The 18,024-nt window shown below is 68.7% G+C and carries 16 protein-coding genes; 7 read left to right on the forward strand and 9 right to left on the reverse strand.

Features of this window, described 5'->3' with window-relative positions:
• Positions 1-8 precede the first annotated feature (8 nt).
• Positions 9-812, forward strand: a complete 804-nt coding sequence (hpaH, locus tag FFS49_RS05775; RefSeq protein WP_039356866.1) for a 2-oxo-hept-4-ene-1,7-dioate hydratase — start codon at positions 9-11, stop codon at positions 810-812.
• 12 nt (positions 813-824) lie between these two features.
• Complete coding sequence (gene hpaI / locus FFS49_RS05780) at positions 825-1,631, forward strand: 4-hydroxy-2-oxoheptanedioate aldolase (protein ID WP_105815336.1); 807 nt, start codon at positions 825-827, stop codon at positions 1,629-1,631.
• Between the two features lie 81 nt (positions 1,632-1,712).
• Here the strand turns inward: hpaI and FFS49_RS05785 are convergent, their stop codons facing one another.
• Positions 1,713-2,504, reverse strand: a complete 792-nt coding sequence (locus FFS49_RS05785; RefSeq protein WP_039356859.1) for a helix-turn-helix transcriptional regulator — start codon at positions 2,502-2,504, stop codon at positions 1,713-1,715.
• 95 nt (positions 2,505-2,599) lie between these two features.
• Between FFS49_RS05785 and FFS49_RS05790 the strand changes: the two genes are divergently transcribed.
• Together FFS49_RS05790 and FFS49_RS05795 are read left to right on the forward strand one after the other, a co-directional pair.
• Positions 2,600-2,851 (forward strand): hypothetical protein, encoded by a 252-nt coding sequence (locus FFS49_RS05790; RefSeq protein WP_039356856.1) that lies wholly within the window; start codon positions 2,600-2,602, stop codon positions 2,849-2,851.
• 46 nt (positions 2,852-2,897) lie between these two features.
• Positions 2,898-3,863 carry a zinc-binding alcohol dehydrogenase family protein gene (locus FFS49_RS05795; protein WP_105815335.1) on the forward strand — a complete coding sequence of 322 codons (966 nt, stop codon included), beginning with the start codon at positions 2,898-2,900 and terminating at the stop codon, positions 3,861-3,863.
• Positions 3,864-4,042: 179 nt separating this feature from the next.
• Here the strand turns inward: FFS49_RS05795 and FFS49_RS05800 are convergent, their stop codons facing one another.
• From FFS49_RS05800 to FFS49_RS05825, 5 genes are all read right to left on the reverse strand, one after another.
• Positions 4,043-5,134: a porin gene (locus FFS49_RS05800; protein WP_105815334.1), complete on the reverse strand. Its 1,092-nt coding sequence runs from the start codon at positions 5,132-5,134 to the stop codon at positions 4,043-4,045.
• A 157-nt stretch (positions 5,135-5,291) separates the two neighbouring features.
• Positions 5,292-6,359, reverse strand: coding sequence for an ABC transporter ATP-binding protein (locus FFS49_RS05805; protein ID WP_105815333.1), 1,068 nt, complete (start codon positions 6,357-6,359; stop codon positions 5,292-5,294).
• A complete protein-coding gene (locus tag FFS49_RS05810; protein ID WP_071332692.1) occupies positions 6,352-8,124 on the reverse strand; it encodes an iron ABC transporter permease in 1,773 nt (590 codons plus the stop codon). The genes FFS49_RS05805 and FFS49_RS05810 overlap by 8 nt, the downstream gene beginning before the upstream one ends.
• A 120-nt stretch (positions 8,125-8,244) precedes the next feature.
• Positions 8,245-9,345 (reverse strand): ABC transporter substrate-binding protein, encoded by a 1,101-nt coding sequence (locus FFS49_RS05815; RefSeq protein WP_039356843.1) that lies wholly within the window; start codon positions 9,343-9,345, stop codon positions 8,245-8,247.
• Between the two features lie 216 nt (positions 9,346-9,561).
• Complete coding sequence (locus FFS49_RS05825) at positions 9,562-11,052, reverse strand: PLP-dependent aminotransferase family protein (protein ID WP_105815332.1); 1,491 nt, start codon at positions 11,050-11,052, stop codon at positions 9,562-9,564.
• A gap of 102 nt (positions 11,053-11,154) precedes the next feature.
• Between FFS49_RS05825 and FFS49_RS05830 the strand changes: the two genes are divergently transcribed.
• The 3 genes from FFS49_RS05830 to FFS49_RS05840 all read left to right on the forward strand — a co-directional run bounded on the left by FFS49_RS05830 (position 11,155) and on the right by FFS49_RS05840 (position 14,799).
• Positions 11,155-12,393, forward strand: a complete 1,239-nt coding sequence (locus tag FFS49_RS05830) for a multidrug effflux MFS transporter (protein WP_039356837.1) — start codon at positions 11,155-11,157, stop codon at positions 12,391-12,393.
• A 125-nt stretch (positions 12,394-12,518) separates the two neighbouring features.
• The gene (locus FFS49_RS05835) at positions 12,519-13,199 is read left to right on the forward strand and encodes a response regulator (protein ID WP_039356833.1); all 681 of its coding nucleotides are present in this window, start codon (positions 12,519-12,521) and stop codon (positions 13,197-13,199) included.
• A 181-nt stretch (positions 13,200-13,380) separates the two neighbouring features.
• The gene (locus FFS49_RS05840; RefSeq protein ID WP_105815331.1) at positions 13,381-14,799 is read left to right on the forward strand and encodes a sensor histidine kinase; all 1,419 of its coding nucleotides are present in this window, start codon (positions 13,381-13,383) and stop codon (positions 14,797-14,799) included.
• An 84-nt stretch (positions 14,800-14,883) separates the two neighbouring features.
• On the opposite strand, the gene FFS49_RS05845 is transcribed toward FFS49_RS05840, so the two are convergent.
• From FFS49_RS05845 to FFS49_RS05855, 3 genes are all read right to left on the reverse strand, one after another.
• On the reverse strand, positions 14,884-15,750 hold the full coding sequence (locus FFS49_RS05845; RefSeq protein ID WP_105815330.1) for an MOSC N-terminal beta barrel domain-containing protein: 867 nt from the start codon (positions 15,748-15,750) through the stop codon (positions 14,884-14,886).
• Between the two features lie 88 nt (positions 15,751-15,838).
• Positions 15,839-16,792 (reverse strand): ABC transporter substrate-binding protein, encoded by a 954-nt coding sequence (locus FFS49_RS05850; protein WP_105815329.1) that lies wholly within the window; start codon positions 16,790-16,792, stop codon positions 15,839-15,841.
• 37 nt (positions 16,793-16,829) lie between these two features.
• On the reverse strand, positions 16,830-18,014 hold the full coding sequence (locus FFS49_RS05855; protein ID WP_105815328.1) for a cytochrome c: 1,185 nt from the start codon (positions 18,012-18,014) through the stop codon (positions 16,830-16,832).
• Positions 18,015-18,024: the final 10 nt, after the last annotated feature.

An 18,024-nucleotide genomic window follows, 5' to 3' on the forward strand; every position in this document is an offset into this window, starting at 1 on the left:
ATCCGACCATGCTCGAACCCGCCATCATCGACCAGCTTGCGCGGCGTCTGCACGACGCCGAGCGCGAGCGCACGCAGATCCGCCAGATCTCGCTCGACCACCCCGACATCACGATCGACGACGCGTATGCGATCCAGCGCACGTGGGTCGCCCTCAAGCTCGCGGAAGGCCGCACGCTGAAGGGCCACAAGATCGGCCTGACGTCGAAGGCGATGCAGAACACGTCGCAGATCGACGAGCCCGACTACGGCGCACTGCTCGACGACATGTTCTTCGCCGACGGCGGCACCATTCCCACCGGCCGCTTCATCGTGCCGCGCGTCGAGGTCGAGCTCGCGTTCGTGCTCGGCAAGCGGTTGACCGGCCCGGACTGCACGATCTTCGACGTGTACGACGCGGTCGACTACGTGGTGCCGGCGCTCGAGATCATCGACGCGCGCAGCCAGTCGATCGACCCCGACACGAAACGGCCGCGCAAGGTGTTCGACACGATCGCCGACAATGCGGCGAACGCGGGCGTCGTGATCGGCGGGCGGCCCGTGAAGCCGCAGGACGTCGACCTGCGCTGGGTCGCGGCGATCATGTCGCGCAACGGCGTGGTCGAGGAAACGGGCGTCGCGGCCGGTGTGTTGAACCATCCGGCGAACGGCGTCGCGTGGCTCGCGAACCGGCTGGCGCGCTTCGATGTCGCACTGGAGCCCGGGCAGATCGTGCTCGGCGGCTCGTTCACGCGGCCGTGCGCGGCACGCCCGGGCGATACGTTCAGCGTCGACTACGGCCCGCTCGGGACGATCCAGTGCTACTTCGAGTGAGGTGAACGAGCGATGCAGATTCCTTCGAATGTCTTCAAAGCGGCGCTCGCGCGTGGCGACGCGCAGATCGGGCTGTGGCTCGGGCTCGCGAATCCGTACAGCGCCGAAGTGGTCGCGGGCGCCGGTTTCGACTGGCTGCTGATCGACGGCGAGCATGCGCCGAACACGGTGCCGACGATCCTCGCGCAACTGCAGGCGATCGCGTCGTATCCGTCGCATCCGGTCGTGCGCGTGCCGTGGAACGATCCGGTGATCGTCAAGCAGGTGCTCGACCTCGGCGCGCAGACGTTGCTGGTGCCGATGGTGCAGAGCGCCGCCGAGGCGCGCACGGCGGTGGCGGCGACGCGTTATCCTCCGCATGGAATTCGTGGCGTGGGCAGTGCGCTCGCGCGTGCGTCGCGGTGGAATCGCGTCGGTGACTACCTGCATCGCGCGAACGACGAAATGGCCGTGCTCGTGCAGGTCGAGACGCGGGCGGGGCTCGAGGCGATCGATGCGATTGCGCGGGTCGAAGGGGTGGACGGCGTGTTCATCGGGCCGGCGGATCTCGCTGCTGATCTCGGGCATCTCGGCAATCCGGGGCATCCGGACGTGCAGGCCGCGATCGACGGCGCGATTCGGTCGATCAAGGCGGCCGGCAAGGCGCCGGGCATCCTGAGCGCAGACGAGGCGGCCGCGCGTCGCTATCTGGAAGCGGGGGCGTTGTTCGTCGCGGTCGGTGTCGATACGACGCTGCTGGCGAGGAGCGCGGAGCGGTTGGCCGCGCAGTTCAAGGGGAACGGCGGCACGGCCTTGAAGAAGGGCGACGGGACGTATTGACCCAATGGCGGCGGCTGGCGTTTTCCGTCTACCGGGCGCCAGCCTTCCGCACGACGGTTTCACCTCTGCAGGTCGCCTCGCTTATTCTTCTCCACGGCGCCCTGTTTCCATATACCTCCCCGGCGTCGTCCCCAACGCGCGCCGGAACATGTCGATGAACGCGCTCACGTTGTCGTACCCGAGATCGAGCGCGATCGTCGTCACCGGCACGCCGTCGGCAATGCGCTCCAGCGCCCGCAGCAGCCTGGCCTGCTGACGCCACTGCGCGAACGTCAGCCCCGTTTCCGCGACGAAGCGACGGCTCATCGTCCGCGCGCTGATACCCGCCCATTCGGCCCATTCCTCCAGCCGCCGGTTGTCCGCGAGATCCGCGGCAAGCGCATCGGTGATCCTCATCAGCCGCGGGTCCTGCGGCCGTACCAGCCCAAGCGCCTCGACTTCCGACGACGCAATTTCGTCGAGGATCACATCGGCGATCCGCGCCTGCGCGGCATCCAGTGCCGCACCATCCCAACTCGCCGCGCGCTGCACGGCCTCGCGCAGCAGCGGCGTCGTGCGGATCGCACGCGGCGTATCCGGCAGCGCCGCGCAGCGTGCTTCGGCGACGAACGCCGACCAGCCGGAAATCGGCCCGAACGAGTGCAGCGAATGCCGGCAATGCGGCGGAATCCAGATCGCGTGGATCGCCGGCACGACCCAGTCCTGGTCGTCGAGACCGATCGTCAGCAGCCCGCTCAGCGCGCCGACGAGCTGGCCACGCGCATGCGAGTGGGGTGGCGTCACGCGTGGGTCGCGTTGCGACAGGACGGCTGCGACGACGAACGGGCCGTCGTCGGACGTGACGAATCGGGCGGGCAGGAGCGGATCGGACATGGCCGGATATCGGTATCGAATGGCTGTTATACCGGAGATCGGCCGGATTCGCACGCCTACACTGCGTCCATCGATGACAACCGGAGTACGACACGATGCGAGCCGAACAGATGCTTCCCGACCATGCCGACCGGATCGAAACCGACGGAACGACGATCCGCAAGGGGACCGTCGGCGCGTTCCTGGTCAATGCGCGGGTGCTGACCGACCCGAACGCCGCGCCCGCCGACCGGGCGCGCGCGGAAGCCGACACGATCGATGCATTGCCCGCGTTGCGTGCCCTAGGCCTGTTCGACGTGCTGGACGTACGCGATCCCGCGCTGCGTGCATGGCTCGATGCGCGATGACGCGCGTCGCGATCGTCGACCGAGACCCCCGATTCAAGGAGTCACCATGAAAGCAGCAGTCGTGACGGGCGCCGGCGCGCGTCCCGTCCATATGGAATTCGACGCGCCGCGCGCGATGCCGGGCCACCGCCTGATCGACGTGACGGCGTCCGCGCTGAGCCGGATCGCGCAGGGGCGGGCGGCCGGCACGCATTACTCGTCGGACGGGCGTTATCCGTTCGTCGTCGGCGTCGATGGCGTCGGCCGCTTCGACGACGGGCAGCGCGTCTATTTCTTCGGCGCATCCGCACCGTCCGGTGCGATGGCCGAGCGCACGATCGTGCCCGATACGCGGTGCGTGCCGTTGCCCGACGGGCTCGACGACGTGACGGCCGCGGCGATCGCGATTCCCGGGATGTCGTCGTGGGCCGCGCTGACCGAGCGGGCGCGGCTCGTCGCAGGCGAGACTGTGCTCGTCAACGGCGCGACGGGTACGTCGGGGCGGCTGGCGGTTCGGATCGCGAAGCATCTCGGTGCCGCGAAAGTGATCGCGACCGGCCGCAACGCGGCGGCGCTGCAGGCGCTGCTGAGTGCGGGCGCGGATGCCGTCGTGTCGTTGCAGCAGGACGACGTGCATCTGGCGCGCGCGCTCGAGCCGCATTTCCGCGCCGGCGTGGATGTCGTGCTCGACTATCTGTGGGGGAGCAGCGCGCAGACGGTATTGGTTGCCGCCGCGAAGGCGACCCCCGATGGCCGGCCGCTGCGTTTCGTGCAGATCGGCTCGATCGGCGGTGCGGACGTGCTGCTGCCGGGCGCGGTGTTGCGGGCGACCGCGATCGAGCTGATGGGTAGCGGCCTCGGCAGTGTGTCGATGCCGCGCCTGCTGGCCTCGGTGCGAGGCGTATTCGACGCGGCCGGGGAGGCTGGCCTCACGATCGACACGCGCACGGTGCCGCTGTCGGCGGTCGGTGAACATTGGGGCGATGCGAGCAGCGTCGTGCGGTTGGTGTTCACGATGGGCGAGGGCAGATGAGGAAGAGGCGGCGCGCCGCGTGGCCGAACGCACGACGGGCACCGTTTGCGCAAGCGTTTCTCTTCAGGATTCCGATGGGCCGGCGAGCACGCTTCGTGCAACAACCCAGTGCAGGGCGGCCCGTCGCGAGCGAGCCGGAGACGCGGCACGCAACTCGGCGCCGCCGCCCTTCGTCAGCCTCAGAACCGCTGCTGAATCCCCGCCGTCACCCCGACCTGCGTGGTGCCGTATCCATTGACATCGCGCGACACACCGACCTTCTGCCCATGCGTTCCGATCGCGAATGCGCCGGCTGCGTACAGCACCGTGCGCTTCGACAGCGCGTATTGCGCGCGCATCGACACGAGCGTCGGATCGGCATCCGTGCCGCCCTTGATGTTCTGGTGATACACGGCGCCGATCAACGAGAACGTCGGCGTGAACTGGTATGAGCCTCCGACCCAATACATGTCGCTCAACTGGTTCGCGGCGCTCGTACGATGCGTGCGCTTGTAGTTGCGGTAGCCGGCCATCGTCTTCAGGTTGCCGAAATCGTAGCTGAGGCCGGCATGGATGCCCTGGATATAGTTGACGGTATCGGCCGGCGTGACGCTGTCGGCGGCGCCGTTCTGCCGGTCGAACGTGACGACGGCGGCGAACGGGCCGGTTTCGTAGCCGAGCGCGAAATCATACTTGGAACTGGTCTTCACGCTGCCGGGCACGTTGCCGAAGCCGTACAGCGCGCCGAACTTGAAGCCGCTGAATTCGCCGTCGTAGCGTACGGCGTTGGATGAACGCGAGAAGATGCCGTCCTTGCGCCCGCCGGTCGCCATCGACGACGATGCCCATGAGTAGTTCTGCGAATAACCCATCGGGTCGAACGGCATCATGTAGTCGTACGTGACGGTGAAGTTGCGGCCGAGCGTCACTTCGCCCCATTTGCCTTTCAGGCCGACCGTCGCGCGGCGCGCGAAGATCGAGTCGGGGCCGTCGTCGGACGCGCCGTTCGCGAGGTCGATCCCGCTTTCGAGCCGGAACACGGCCTTCAGCCCGCCGCCGAGATCCTCGACGCCGCGCAAGCCCCAGCGCGACGTGTTCTTGTTGCCCGACTTGAGCTTGACGGAATTGCCGCCCTCCGGCGCCGCATGGTTCGCGAATTCGATGCCGGCGTCCATGATCCCGTAGATCGTGACCGACGACTGCGCGTGCGCGGCCGGCGCGGCGAGGCAGGCGGCTGCAGCCGAACCGGTGAGGACTACTGTTCGAATGGAACGTTCTGCGCGTGACTTCATTTTGACGGTGTCTCCGTGGTTGTTTTAGGCGGGGTGAAACAGAAAACGTGCATGTGGCGCGCCATCGGCGGGCGCCATGAAGCATCCGCCGATGCGAGTTGCAAACGGATGCGCGCCTGACTGTCTGCGCGGCGGCGCGCGAGCCGCCGCGATCGGGTCAGCCCGCTTTCGCGAACGCCCAGCAGTCGTTGGCCGGGAATTCGATCCAGTGCTTGCCGGCCGTGCGCGGCACATGGCCGAACGCGCGCAGGCGCATTTCGCCGCAATGGAACAGGTATTCCCAGCGGTCGCCGAGATACATCGACGTGACGAGATCGGCCTGCAGCCGGTTCGCGCCCGGGCCGTCGGCGACCTGCACGCGCTCGAGGCGGATCACGGCCTGCGCGTCCTGGCCCGGCGCGAAGGTGTCGCGGGCGAGCGCCTGCAGTTCCCAGCCGTCGCCGGCGAGCGTGACGCGCTCGCCGTGTACGGCTGCGACGCGCGCATCGATCCGGTTGTTGCTGCCCATGAATTCGGCCGTGTACAGCGAGCGCGGCGCGCCGTACAGTTCGGCCGGCGTGCCTTCCTGTTCGATGCGGCCGTTGCGCAGCAGCAGGATGCGGTCGGACATCGCCATCGCCTCGGTCTGGTCATGCGTCACGCACAGGGCCGACAGCCCGAGCGACACGATCAGCTCGCGCAGCCATGCCCGCGCTTCCTCGCGCAGCTTCGCGTCGAGGTTCGACAGCGGCTCGTCGAGCAGGATCACCGGCGGGTTGTAGACGAGCGCGCGCGCAATCGCGACGCGCTGCTGCTGGCCGCCCGACAGCTGGTGCGGAAAGCGTTCCGCGAGATGGCCGAGGCCCAGCTGGTCGAGCGCACTCTGCACGCGGCGCTTCTGCTCGGCCGGTGCGACGCGGCGCAGCTTCAGCCCGTAGCCGACGTTGTCGGCGACGGTGCGGTGCGGCCACAGCGCGTACGACTGGAACACGAGCCCGAGCGAGCGCTGCTCGACGGGCAGGTCGATGCGTTGCGCGCCGTCGAAGAACACGCGGTCGTCGAGCTGGATGCGGCCGTCGGACGGCTGTTCGAGACCGGCCACCGCGCGCAGCAGCGTGGTCTTGCCGCTGCCCGACGCACCGAGCAGGCACACGACTTCGCCGGCCTTCAGTTCGAACGACACGCCCTTGAGGATCGGATTGGCGCCGTAGCTGAGGTGCAGATCGTCGACGATGAGCTTATCCATGAAGTTTCACTCCGAAGCGCAGGGCCACGCCGAGACCGGCGCCGACCATCGCGATGTTGATGACAGAAAGCGCGGCAACCTGGTCGACGGCGCCGGTCGCCCACAACGACACGAGCAGCGCGCCGATCACTTCGGTGCCGGGCGACAGCAGGTAGACGGCCGTCGAGTATTCGCGCTCGAAGATCATGAAGATCAGCAGCCACGCGGCAAGCAAGCCGAAGCGCACGAGCGGCAGCGTCACGTCGAGCGACACGCGGCTGCGCGTCGCGCCGACGCTGCGGCCGGCTTCCTCGAGCTCGGGGCCGACCTGCAGCAGCGCGCTCTGGATGAGCCGCATCCCGTATGCGAGCCACACGACCGTGTACGCGATCCAGATGCTCCACATCGAGTTTTTCAGTTCGCGCAGGCCCGGGACGAACAGGAAGATCCACAGGAACGCGAGGCCGGCGAGCAGGCCGGGCACCGCGCGCGGCAGCAGCACGAGGTAGTCGAGCAGCTTCGTCGCCCAGTCGGGGCGGCGGTGGCCGGCGAACGCGACGAGCGAGTAGAAGCCGATCGCGAGCGCGCCGCCGATCACGCCGATGCCGAGCGTGTTGACGATCGCGCGCACCAGGTTGTCCTGCTCGAACAGCTCGATGAAGTTCGCCAGCGTCAGCACCTCGGCGAGCGCGACGCCTTCGCCCCAGTTGGTCACGAACGCGCGCAGCACGATGCCGGAGATCGGCACGATCACGGTCAGCATCAGCCACAGTGCGACGATCGCGAGCGCCACCCAGCGCCACACGCCGAGCGGCAGCACCGTTGCGCGGCCGGCCTTGCCCTTCACGGTGACGAAGCGGTTGGCCGTCTTCAGCAGGCGGCGCTGCAGCAGCACGAGCGGGAACGTGATCGCGACGATGCACACGGCGACCGCGGCCATCAGGTGATACGACGGCACGCCGAGCTTGTTCGTCAGCTTGTACAGGTAGGTCGCGAGCACGAGGTGGCCTTCCGGGTCGCCGAGCACGAGCGGCAGCCCGAACACCTCGAAGCCGAGGAAGAACACCAGCACGCCGGCGAACAGCAGCGCGGGCATGGTCATCGGCAGGCTCACGTCGAGCGCGACGCGGAACGGGCGGGCGCCCGTCACGCGGGCGGCTTCCTCGACGTCGGAGCCGAGGTTGCGCAGCGCGGCCGACGAGTACAGGTACACGTGCGGCACGTGCGTGAGGCCGACGATCACCGTGATCGCGAAGACCGAGTACACGTTCCAGGGCACGTTCTGCACCCCGAACAGCTCCTTGAACCACACCGAGTAGAAGCCGACCGGACCGGCCGCGACCACGTAGCCGAACGCGAGCACCATCGGCGACACGAACACCGGCGTGAGCAGCAGCGGTTCGAGCCAGCGGCGGCCGGGCAGGTCGGTGCGCACCATCAGGAACGCGAGGATGCCGCCGAGCGGGATCGAGATGAACAGCATCCCGCCGGCGATGATGAACGAGTTCTTCACGGCCGACCAGAAATCGGGATCGCTGAAGACGAAACGGAAGCCCTCGATGCCGAGCGTCTTGTTCGCATCGAAGAACGGCGCGGACAGCAGGCTCTGGAACAGGATGAAGCCGAGCGGCAGCGCGACCGCGATGGTCAGTACCGCGACGACGATCCAGCGCAGCATGCCGGCGAGCGGCTGCAGGCTGCTGACCGGCAGCGCGGGAATCGCGCCGCGCGGGCCGGTGGCGGGCGGAACGGCCGGTGCCGTGCCGCGTGTGCTGGTTGAAAGCATGAGTTCGCCCCTGCGGCCATCCGGATGGCCGCCTCTAGGAAGTCGGTATGGGGAAGGGGCCGCCCGCGCGACGTGGCGGGCGGCCATTGGCCGGCCGAAGCCGATCAGCGGATCAGCGAATCAGCCCTTGATCGCCTGCTGCCATTGCTTCAGGAACGCGAGCCGCTTCGACTGATCCAGATAGACGAGCAGGCCGGTGCCGATCTGGATCGGCTTCAGCGAATCGCCGAGTTCCTTCGTGAGGCCCGCGGCCGACGTTTCGCCGGTCACGTCCGTGCGGATCGCATACAGGTTGGCCTGGTTCGCGATCAGCGTCTGGCCGCGTTTCGACAGCAGGTAGTCGACCCACAGCTTCGCGGCATTCGGATTCTTCGCCTTCTTCGAGATGGTGGCGAGGCGGCTCACGACCTGCGTGTAGTCCCTCGGAAACACGTAGCCGATCGACTTGTCCTTCTTGGCCTTCGCGTACGCGTAGGATCCGAAGATGTTGTAGCCGATCAGGTTCTCGCCCGACGAGATGCGCTCCATCATCGCGCCCGTGCTCGACTGCAGCTTCGGGCCGGTCGCGCCGATCGCCTTCACGAGTTCCCACGTGACCTTCTCGTTCAGGTGCGCGTCCTGCGTCAGCGCGTTGAAGCCGACGCCGGATTTCTCGACGTCGTATGTCGTGAGCTTGCCCTTGAACTTGTCCGGTTGCGACGCGAGCAGCTTGATCAGCTCGGCGCGCGTCTTCGGCACTTCGTTCTCGGGGATCAGGCGCTTGTTGTAGACGATCGCGAGCGGCTCGAACGTCGTGCCGTACGCCTGCTTCTGGTACTGCGCCCATTGCGGCAGGTTCGCGCTTTCCGGGGAATCGTACGACGCCATCAGGCCGTCGTTGACGAGCTTGACCTGCAGGTCCATCGCCGAGCTCCACAGCACGTCGGCGCTGGTGCTGCTCGCCGCGTTCTCGCTGATGTAGCGGTTGTACAGCTCGGTGCTGTTCATGTCGTTGTACTCGACCTTCACGCCGTACAGGCTTTCGAAGTCCTTGATCAGCGGGCGCACGAGGCCCGTGTCGGTCGTCGAGTAGACGATCAGCTTGCCTTCCTTCTTCGCGGCGTCGATCACGCCCTGGTAGCTCCCCGGATACCCGGCCGGAACCTGCGCGGCGGCGCTGCCGGCGGCAGTGCCCAGAACGACCGCCAGCGCGGCGGCGAGGTGCTTCGGTGCAAACGGCATGTCTTCCTCCAGTTACGTCTAGGTGTTGTTCGAGTGGAGCGGATGTTAATTGCGGGGCACTTTCAGCCCGCTTTCATTTGTGTTCACAATCGTGTCGTTCGTGTCATGGATTTCCCGAGGTCGAAGCGGCCGCCGCGCGCTTTGCAGCGCTCGGCGCGATCCGGAAAGGGCGGGAAGCGGGGTTGCCGGCGGGCGCGGCAAGGGTGGAAGCGGCGGTCAGGCGGGTTGCGCGAGCAGCTTGCCGAGCAGCCGGCCGCCGAGGCGCGCGTGCGCGGCCGTCAGCGCCGAATATCCGACGACGACACCCGCTTCGCAGCGGGCGCTTCGACAGAATCCGCGGATCGGCTGCAATTCGATACCGTCCGCCCGGGCCCGCGCGACATACGTCGCGTCGTCCATCCCGGGCGGCAGCCACAGCACGAAATGAAAGCCCGCGTGCTCACCGGACACCGTGTACCGTCCGCCCGCGTGTTTCGCCAACTGGTCGAGCACGATGTCGCGCCGCTGGCGGTACGCGTGACGCGCGGCGCGCAGGTGCTTCGCGAAATCGCCGTGGCCGATGAAGCGGGCCAGCGTCAGCTGGGGCGCCACGCCGACCGAGCGCGCGGTCGCATGCCACACGGCCGACAGCGCCGGCCGCAATTCCGCCGGCACGACCATGAAGCCGATGCGCAGCCCCGAGAACAGCGTCTTGTTGAACGAGCCGCAGTAGATCACGCGGTCGCACGCATCGAGCGATTTCAGTGCGGGCAGCGGGGCGGTCTGGTAGCTGAATTCGCCGTCGTAGTCGTCCTCGATGATCCATGCGCCGGTGCGCTGCGCCCAGTCGAGCAGTTCGAGCCGGCGCGACACCGACATCGTCACACCGAGCGGCGCCTGATGGGCCGGCGTCACGTAGGCCGCGCGCACATCGGGATGCCGCTCCAGCGACGCCGTGTCGATGCCTTCGCGATCGACCGGCACGTCGAGCACGGTCGCGCCCGCGATCGTGAAGATCTGCCACGCCGACACATAGCCGGGATCCTCCATCAGCACCGTCGAGCCGGGCGTGAGCAGCGTGCGCGCGACGAGATCGATCGAATGCCGGATGCCGGTCGTGATGAAGATGTCGCCGGCGTCGCACGGGATGCCGCGGTATTCCCGCAGGTACGCGGCGATTTCATTGCGCAGGCTCTCGACGCCTTGCGCCGGCGTGGCCCCGAGGTCGTTCGCGGTCGCGGCCAGCAGGCTGGCTCCGAGCGCCTTCTTCCATTGCTGCATCGGCAGCAGGCCGGGATCGGCAAGCCGCGCGACGAACGGGACGCCCGGACGCACGCCCTGTTCCGGCACGGCGTCGTCGGTCGGGCGTACCGGCGCGGGGCGTGCGCCGGAAGGGGGAAGGCCGTTGGTGTCGCGCGATTGCGTGGCCGCGCGCAGATAGCTGTCCGGCACCACCGCGCATACCCTCGACCCCGACCCTTGCGTGCGGGCGATGTAGCCCTCGGAGCACAGCCGGTCGTACGCCGCTTCGACGGTCCCCCGGGCGACGCCCCAGCGCGCGGCGAGCGTGCGGCTGGACGGCAGCGGGCTGTCGCCGGGCAGCAGGCGCTTCAGGATCGCGTCGCGCAGCGCGTCGGCGATGCACTCCTGTTTCGATTGCGGACTGCCCATGGACAGCCCCGCCGGGCACGGCAGGTCAAGCGGAATCGCGGTTTTGCCTCGCGGCATAGTGGTCTAGTCGATTATGGATTTAATGGCACTTCAGCTTATATCACTTTGATCCTAGATTGCTGTCGACCACATCAATCCGACCGGAGACGGGCTCACCGCATGAAAACGCGTTCATTACCCCAGTGGGGCTGGCTGTTCCTGTTGATGCTCGTCGTGTGCCTGCCGCGCGTCACGATCGATGCGTACCTGCCGTCGCTGCCGGCGATGGCGGACGCGCTGCACGGCACCGACGCCCAGTTGCAACTCACGCTGACGCTCTACATGGTCGGCTACGCGCTGTCGATGCTGGTGTCGGGGCCGTTGTCCGACCGTTACGGCCGCCGTCCCGTCCTGCTCGGTGGCCTGTGCCTCTACGTGGTCGCGAGCGTTGCGTGCGCGTGGTCGACCAGCGTGACGGCGATCGTCGCCGCGCGCATCTTCCAGGCGTTGGGCGGCTGCAGCGGAACGGTGATCGGGCGGGTAATCGTGCGCGAGCGTTTCCCGACCGCGATGCAGGCCACGATGCTCGGCCGGATCTCGGCCGGCATGGCGCTGTCGCCGGTGCTTGCGCCGCTGGCCGGCAGCGCGGTGGCCGAGGGGCTCGGCTGGCGCGGCGTGTTCGGTTTGCTGGCGGCGGGAGGTCTGGTCGCCACGGCGATGGTGCTGCGCTACCTGCCGGAGACCCGCGAACGCGACGCACGGCCGGCGCGGGGCAGGGGCCTCCTGCGTACGTACGCTGGCCTGCTGCGCGAACGCAGTTTCCTGCGCTACTCGCTCGCCATCAGTTTCGCGTACTGCACGTATTACCCGTTCATCGCGGAATCGTCGACGCTGTTCCAGCGGCAACGCGGTGTATCGGGCCCGGTGTATGCGGCCATCTTCGGCCTGACCGTGCTCGGCTACCTGATCGGCTCGAACCTGTTCGCACGGACGGGCACCCGCTGGAAGGCCGATTCGGTCATCGCGGCAGCGGCGGGCGTCAATCTGGCCAGCGCCATCGTGTTGTGGATCGGCGGCGCGATCGCGCCGACGTCGGTGGCGGCGCTGGTCGTCCCGATGTTCTTCGTGATGATCGCCGTCGGGATCGCCATTCCGGCCTGCCAGTTCGCGGTGATGCAGCCGTACACGACGATCGCCGGGACGGCGTCCGGGCTGTTCTTCTTTATCCAGATGGCGATCACGGCCGCGTGCGGCGGCGTGCTGGCGTGGCTGTCGGACGGCACTGCGCGCCCGATGATCGTCGTCACGGCCGGTGCGAGCGTCGCGTTCCTGGTGGTGGCGGTCGGCCTGCGCGAGCGGCGGCGCACAGGCGACGGTTCGCGCTTCGCGACGCCGAACCGGCCTGCCGCCGAGCGTTGAGCGATCGGTCGACGGCCCGGCCGACGCGCGCCTGCGCGGGCGGCGCAACCCGTGTTTCCGCGAGGCGTCGCGATGGAAAGGATCATGTAATGTAGCGGCCTGTCGCTGACCTTACCGGAATCCCCATGCGTGTGCTGCTCGTCGAAGACAATCCGAACCTCGCCCAGTCGCTGAACGACGCGCTGAGCGCGGCGCGCTTCGCGGTCGATCACATGGCGGACGGTGAGGCGGCCGATCACGTGCTGCGCACACAGGATTACGCGCTGGTGATCCTCGATCTCGGGCTGCCGAAGCTCGACGGCCTGGAGGTGCTGCGGCGGCTGCGCGCGCGCCGCAATCCGGTGCCGGTGCTGATCCTGACCGCGCACGGATCGGTCGATGATCGCGTGAAAGGGCTCGATCTCGGCGCCGACGACTATCTGGCGAAGCCGTTCGAACTGACCGAACTGGAGGCGCGCGCCCGCGCGCTGATCCGCCGCAGCCTCGGCCACGAGCATTCGCGGGTCGAGTGCGGGCCGCTTTCGTACGACAGTATCGACCGCAGCTTCCATCTCGCGGGCGAGCCGCTGTCGCTCACGCCGCGTGAGCGCTCGGTGCTCGAGGTGCTGATCCTGCGCAACGGCCGCGCGATCAACAAGGAAACGCTGTCGGAGAAGATCTTCGGGCTCGACGAGTCGGTCAATGCCGATGCGATCGAGATCTACGTGTACCGGCTGCGCAAGAAGCTCGAGAACACGGGCGTCGCGATCGTCACGCTGCGCGGGCTCGGTTATCTGCTGGAAGCGAAGGCGGAGACGGCGGAATGAGCCGCCGCTGCGCTCACGAGCTCTGCACGGAACCGGTGTACGCGTTGACGCGCTACGCTGGATCGACACGGTCGCGGCCCGCCGACGACACGCATGCCGTTCACGGCCGACCGCGCGGGCGCGGAGAGGCGCGCGGTGCATGCGCCGCGGTGTCCCGTCGGGCGGCCTGGCGGGGGGCCGAGTGACCCGCCCGAACCTGCGCGCCCAGGTCGCGTTGTGGCTGCTGCTGCCGCTGCTCGGCCTGCTGGCGCTCGACTCGTGGCTCACGTACCAGCGCGCGATGAGCGCCGCGCACGTCGCGTTCGACCGCACGCTGTCGTCGTCGCTGAAGTCGATCCGCGAAGGCGTGCGGCTCAACGACGGCGAGATCGAGGTCGACCTGCCGTATCTCGCGCTCGAAATGCTCGAGTCGAGCGACGGCGGCAAGATCTACTACCTGATCCGCGAGGACAACGCCCACACGATCACCGGCTACCCGGACCTGCCGCTGCCGCAAGGGCGCGACGCGGGCGACGGCGCGCTGTTCGTCACGCGTTACTACGACGTCGTCTATCGCGGCGAGCAGTTGCGGATGGCCGCGCTGCGCATCCCGGTGCACGACGTGCCGACCGCGCAGTCGCGCATCGTGTGGGTGATGGTCGGCGAGACGATCGAGGCGCGCCAGGCGCTCGCGCGCGAGATCCTGGTGGGTTCGCTGCTGCAGGAAGGATTGCTCGTCGTGCTGGCGCTCGGCATCGTGTGGCTCGGCGTCGGGCGCGGGCTGCGGCCGCTGAACCGGCTGTCGGCGACGGTCGCTGCGCGCAGCGAGGACGATACGACGCCGCTGGATACCGGCGCGGTGCCGAGCGAACTCGCGCCGCTCGTCGAGTCGATCAACCAGTACATCGGCCGCACGCAGCGGATGCAGGTCGCGCGGCGCCGCTTCTTCGCCGATGCGGCCCATCAACTGAAGACGCCGCTCGCGGCCGTGCAGGCCGGCGTCGAACTCGCGTTGCGGCCCGACGAGCAGCCACGCGCGAACGGGCACCTGCGGCGTGCGAACGGTGCGGTGCGGCAGGCCGCGAAGATCGTCCAGCAACTGCTGTCGCTGTCGCGGCTCGATTCGGACAGCGGCCACGCGGTCGCGCACAAGCCGGTCGCGCTGCACCGGCTCGCGCGCAGCGTGACGCTCGACTGGTCGCCGGTCGCCCGCGCGCGCGACATCGATCTCGGTTTCGAGCATGAGGCCGATATCGACGTGCACGGGCAGTCCGACCTGCTCGGCGAGATGATCGGCAACCTGATCGACAACGCGATCCGTTATGCAGGCGATCGCGCGGTGATCACGGTGCGCGTGTCGCGCGACGGCGAGCACGCGCGGCTCGACGTCATCGACAACGGGCCGGGCATTCCGGCGGACGAACGGGATGCGGTGTTCGAGCGCTTCCATCGCGGCAGCAAGACGCAGACGGTCGAAGGGACCGGGCTCGGGCTGTCGATCGTGCGCGAGATCGCGCGCGTGCATCAGGGCAGCGTGACGCTGACCGATGCGGCCGGTGGTGGATTGGTCGTGACGATCCGGCTGCCGGCGGCGAACGATGCCGCGCCGCGCGCCGCGTGACGGCAATCAGCGATGCGGGAAGCGGCTAGCCGTGAGTAGCGGCTTCCCGCGAGTGAAGGGGGCGAGCGGTTTCGCGCGCCCGGCTCAATCGCCGAACCCGATCTCCGCTTCCAGCGACTGGCCGACTTCGAGCCACGTGCCCGCGCCTTCGACGACGATCGCATTGATGCCGAACGTCAGCGCACCGCCGTAGCTCTGGTTCGCGCGATAGGTCTGCATCGTGTCGGTCGGCTCGTGCGGCCATTGCGGATTCGGCGCGCCGCTCACCTGGTCGATCGTCGGCATCGGGCAGCGCGTGCACAGCTTCACGAGGCGCAGCCGCACCGGCGTCTCACCGCGGGCGTCGAGGTGCTCGACGAAATCCTCTTCGTACGCGTCGAGATCCGACACGACGATGTTCGGCCGGAAGCGGTTCATCGGAATCGCCGGCGCGCCTTTCGCCGTGAGCCGCGCGTTCAGGTCGTCGAGCGACGCCTGGCCGATCACGAGCAGCGGATACGCATCCGCGAACTGCGTGTGCGTATCGATGTCGCTGGTCCAATCGCGGTCGCAGCCGCGGCGGGCGTCGGCGCCGAAGCGCGCGAGCTTCGTCGGCAAGCCGAGGAATTCGGTGAACCACGCTGCCGTTTCAGCACCCGTGTCGATCGCGTCGACGGTGTCGCGCCATACGGTCGCGGCCATCTTCGGGTTGGTGGGCGTCGCATCGCCGTCGAGCGGCGTGCGGATTTCCGGCATGCCCGGCGCGTTCAGCACGAGCGCATCGTGCTCGAGCGTCGGGCGGATCAGCGCGAGACGCGGGTGCGTGCGCTGCGTGAGCATCTGTCCGTGCGGATCGGTGATCAGCCAGTGGCGGTCGTACGCGAGGCCCGTTTCGAGCAGTTGCGCGCGCGACAGCGCGATGCCGGCACAGGATTTGATCGGATAGACGAAGAGTTCGGCGATGGCTGGCATGACGCTGGCTGAAGGCGAATGGCGAGACTGCGATTGTGCCAGATCATGCCGAAACCGTTTGAGCGGCTGCGCGCCGTCGCGCGGCCGGTCAGGCGAGCGGGAAGCCGGAGTCGAACGTTGTGCGCACGTCGAGCGGCTGGCGCAACAGTCCCGCTTTCAGATAGAAATCGGCCGTGCGCTGTTGTTCGGCGATGACCGTCGCGTCGATCGGCAGCCAGCGCGTGTTGCGGCGCTCGAACTGCAGCTTCGCGGCTGCCGGCGGAATGCCGATGATGCGCGCGAGCGCAGCGGAATACGCATCGGCATGCTGGTACGACCATGCCTGAGCACGCACGACACGCCGCAGGAAATCGTGCAGGACGTCGCGCTTGGACGCAATTGCCGCGTCGGTTGCCGCGAGGTAGCTGAGGCCCGACCACAGCCCGCGGCCATTGACGAGCACGCGCGCGCGGCCGCTCGTTTCGGCGAGCGCGGTATAGGGTTCCCAGGTCGCCCACGCGTCGATCGAACCGGTTGCGAGCGCAAGCATCGTGTCGGCCGGCGGCAGGAAGCGGAACGACACGGCGTCGGGCGGCAGGCCGGCCGCATCGAGCGCCTTCAGCGTGACGAAATGGCCGATCGAGCCGCGCGTGGTGCCGATGCGCTTGCCCTTCAGGTCGGCCGCGCTCTTCAGCACCGCATCGGGCCGCACGAGCACGGCCGTGCCGTACGGGTCGGAACGGTTCACGCCGATCACCTTGATACGTGCGCCCGACGCGAGCGCGAAGATCACCGGTGCATCGCCGATCGGCCCGCAGTCGACGGCGGCCGCGTTCAGCGCTTCGGCGAGCGGCGCGGCGGCCGGGAACTCGGTCCACGCGATATCGTACGCAAGGCCGTTCAGTTCGCCGGCCGCTTCGAGCAGCGCGCGCAGGCCGCCTTTCTGGTCGCCGGCGCGCAGCAGCGGCCGCGTGCCCGATTGCGCACGCAGGGCAGCCGGGGCCGTGGCGATCGTGGCGAGGGCGCTCGCTTGTGCGAGGAAATGGCGTCGGGTCGGATTCATCGTGAAGCTCGGTTGGAAGAGAAGTTCAGGGATTCATTCAATGCGCAAGCCCGGCCTGCACATCGCGCACGGGTTCGGTGTCGACCCGCAGCAGCAGCGCGGTCAGCGGATCGCCGGTCGCTGCCGGTGCGGCCGGTCGTGCGGTGGTGTCCGAGCGGCAAAGCAGGTCGGCCTCCGACCACCCGCCGCTGCCCGGCAACGCGCGGGCCCGCAGCCAGCCGCGCCGATCGGCGAGGAGCTGCGTGCCGCCGAGCGCGTCGGGCGCCACGCCCGCGATCGTCGCGAATGCGCGCCACGCATCGGGCGTCGATGCGACGCAATCGGCTCGCGCGGTGCCGGCAAGCTGTGCAACAGGCGCGCCGCGTGCCGTGACGAGCAAGGTTTGCCAGCGCGGATCCTCCGGCGGCGGTGTCGCCCCCGGCGCGAGTGCGACGATGCGCACGCGCTGGCCTTCGCGCCAGCGCTCGAGCGGCTCCGGCGCGGCTGCGCCGCAGCGCACGTCGAGCGCCGGCAGCGGGACGGGCACGGGCCACGCGCCTTCCGCCTGCGCGCCGCTGCCCGCGGCGAGCGCTTTCAGGTAGTCGAGCACGGCCCAGGTGTCCTGGGGGCCGAGTGCTGCGGCGAAGCCGGGCATCGTCGGCGCGCCGTGTTCGTCGCGCGTGCCGTGGCGCACGCGCCAGAACAGTTCGCCGTCGAGACGTCGGGCGAGCAGCGCGCCGGCGAAGGTCGGCGGCCAGTGCGGGAGCGTGGCCGCGAGCGGCCCTTCGCCGCGTCCGTCCGCGCCGTGGCACGCCGCGCAGTGTTGCGCATACAGGTGTGCGCCGCGCATCACGTTCGATACGGAAAACGGCGCGGGGTCGCGCTGGAAACTCGTCGGCACGGCGGGCGAGAGCCACAGCGAAGACGGTGGCCACGGTGCGAACCACGCAACGGCCAGCGCGGCGAGCGCGGATGCGACACGCCATTTGCGCGAAGCGAGCGCGACGCACGCGAGCACGACGGCCAGCGCCGTCGCCGCCACGGCGAACGCGAGCTGCCGCGTGAGTCCCGCGTCGATGCGCAGCGTTTCGAGCGCGATGCGATGCGCCCACGGCCACGCGGCTTGACCATCGGCGTCGCCCGTCAGCCCGATCGCATGCAGCACGCGCGCCAGCGCGATTTGCGCGCGGTACAGCCCCTGCAGAAACACGAGCGCCCAGTCGGCGAACGTCGGCGCGTTCATCGGCTATGTT

The sequence above is a fragment of the Burkholderia sp. 4NA327C6 genome (assembly GCF_005502655.1).
Taxonomy (GTDB): domain Bacteria; phylum Pseudomonadota; class Gammaproteobacteria; order Burkholderiales; family Burkholderiaceae; genus Burkholderia; species Burkholderia contaminans.

Excerpts from the sequence above, each read along its gene's own strand:
- FFS49_RS05815 (WP_039356843.1), bottom strand. The coding sequence starts at position 9,345 with ATGCCGTTTGCACCGAAGCACCTCGCCGCCGCGCTGGCGGTCGTTCTG.
- FFS49_RS05800 (WP_105815334.1), bottom strand. The coding sequence starts at position 5,134 with ATGAAGTCACGCGCAGAACGTTCCATTCGAACAGTAGTCCTCACCGGT.
- FFS49_RS05845 (WP_105815330.1), bottom strand. The coding sequence starts at position 15,750 with ATGCCAGCCATCGCCGAACTCTTCGTCTATCCGATCAAATCCTGTGCC.
- FFS49_RS05850 (WP_105815329.1), bottom strand. The coding sequence starts at position 16,792 with ATGAATCCGACCCGACGCCATTTCCTCGCACAAGCGAGCGCCCTCGCC.
- FFS49_RS05835 (WP_039356833.1), top strand. The coding sequence starts at position 12,519 with ATGCGTGTGCTGCTCGTCGAAGACAATCCGAACCTCGCCCAGTCGCTG.
- FFS49_RS05790 (WP_039356856.1), top strand. The coding sequence starts at position 2,600 with ATGCGAGCCGAACAGATGCTTCCCGACCATGCCGACCGGATCGAAACC.
- FFS49_RS05785 (WP_039356859.1), bottom strand. The coding sequence starts at position 2,504 with ATGTCCGATCCGCTCCTGCCCGCCCGATTCGTCACGTCCGACGACGGC.
- FFS49_RS05825 (WP_105815332.1), bottom strand. The coding sequence starts at position 11,052 with ATGCCGCGAGGCAAAACCGCGATTCCGCTTGACCTGCCGTGCCCGGCG.
- FFS49_RS05810 (WP_071332692.1), bottom strand. The coding sequence starts at position 8,124 with ATGCTTTCAACCAGCACACGCGGCACGGCACCGGCCGTTCCGCCCGCC.
- hpaI (WP_105815336.1), top strand. The coding sequence starts at position 825 with ATGCAGATTCCTTCGAATGTCTTCAAAGCGGCGCTCGCGCGTGGCGAC.
- FFS49_RS05830 (WP_039356837.1), top strand. The coding sequence starts at position 11,155 with ATGAAAACGCGTTCATTACCCCAGTGGGGCTGGCTGTTCCTGTTGATG.
- hpaH (WP_039356866.1), top strand. The coding sequence starts at position 9 with ATGCTCGAACCCGCCATCATCGACCAGCTTGCGCGGCGTCTGCACGAC.
- FFS49_RS05795 (WP_105815335.1), top strand. The coding sequence starts at position 2,898 with ATGAAAGCAGCAGTCGTGACGGGCGCCGGCGCGCGTCCCGTCCATATG.
- FFS49_RS05805 (WP_105815333.1), bottom strand. The coding sequence starts at position 6,359 with ATGGATAAGCTCATCGTCGACGATCTGCACCTCAGCTACGGCGCCAAT.
- FFS49_RS05855 (WP_105815328.1), bottom strand. The coding sequence starts at position 18,014 with ATGAACGCGCCGACGTTCGCCGACTGGGCGCTCGTGTTTCTGCAGGGG.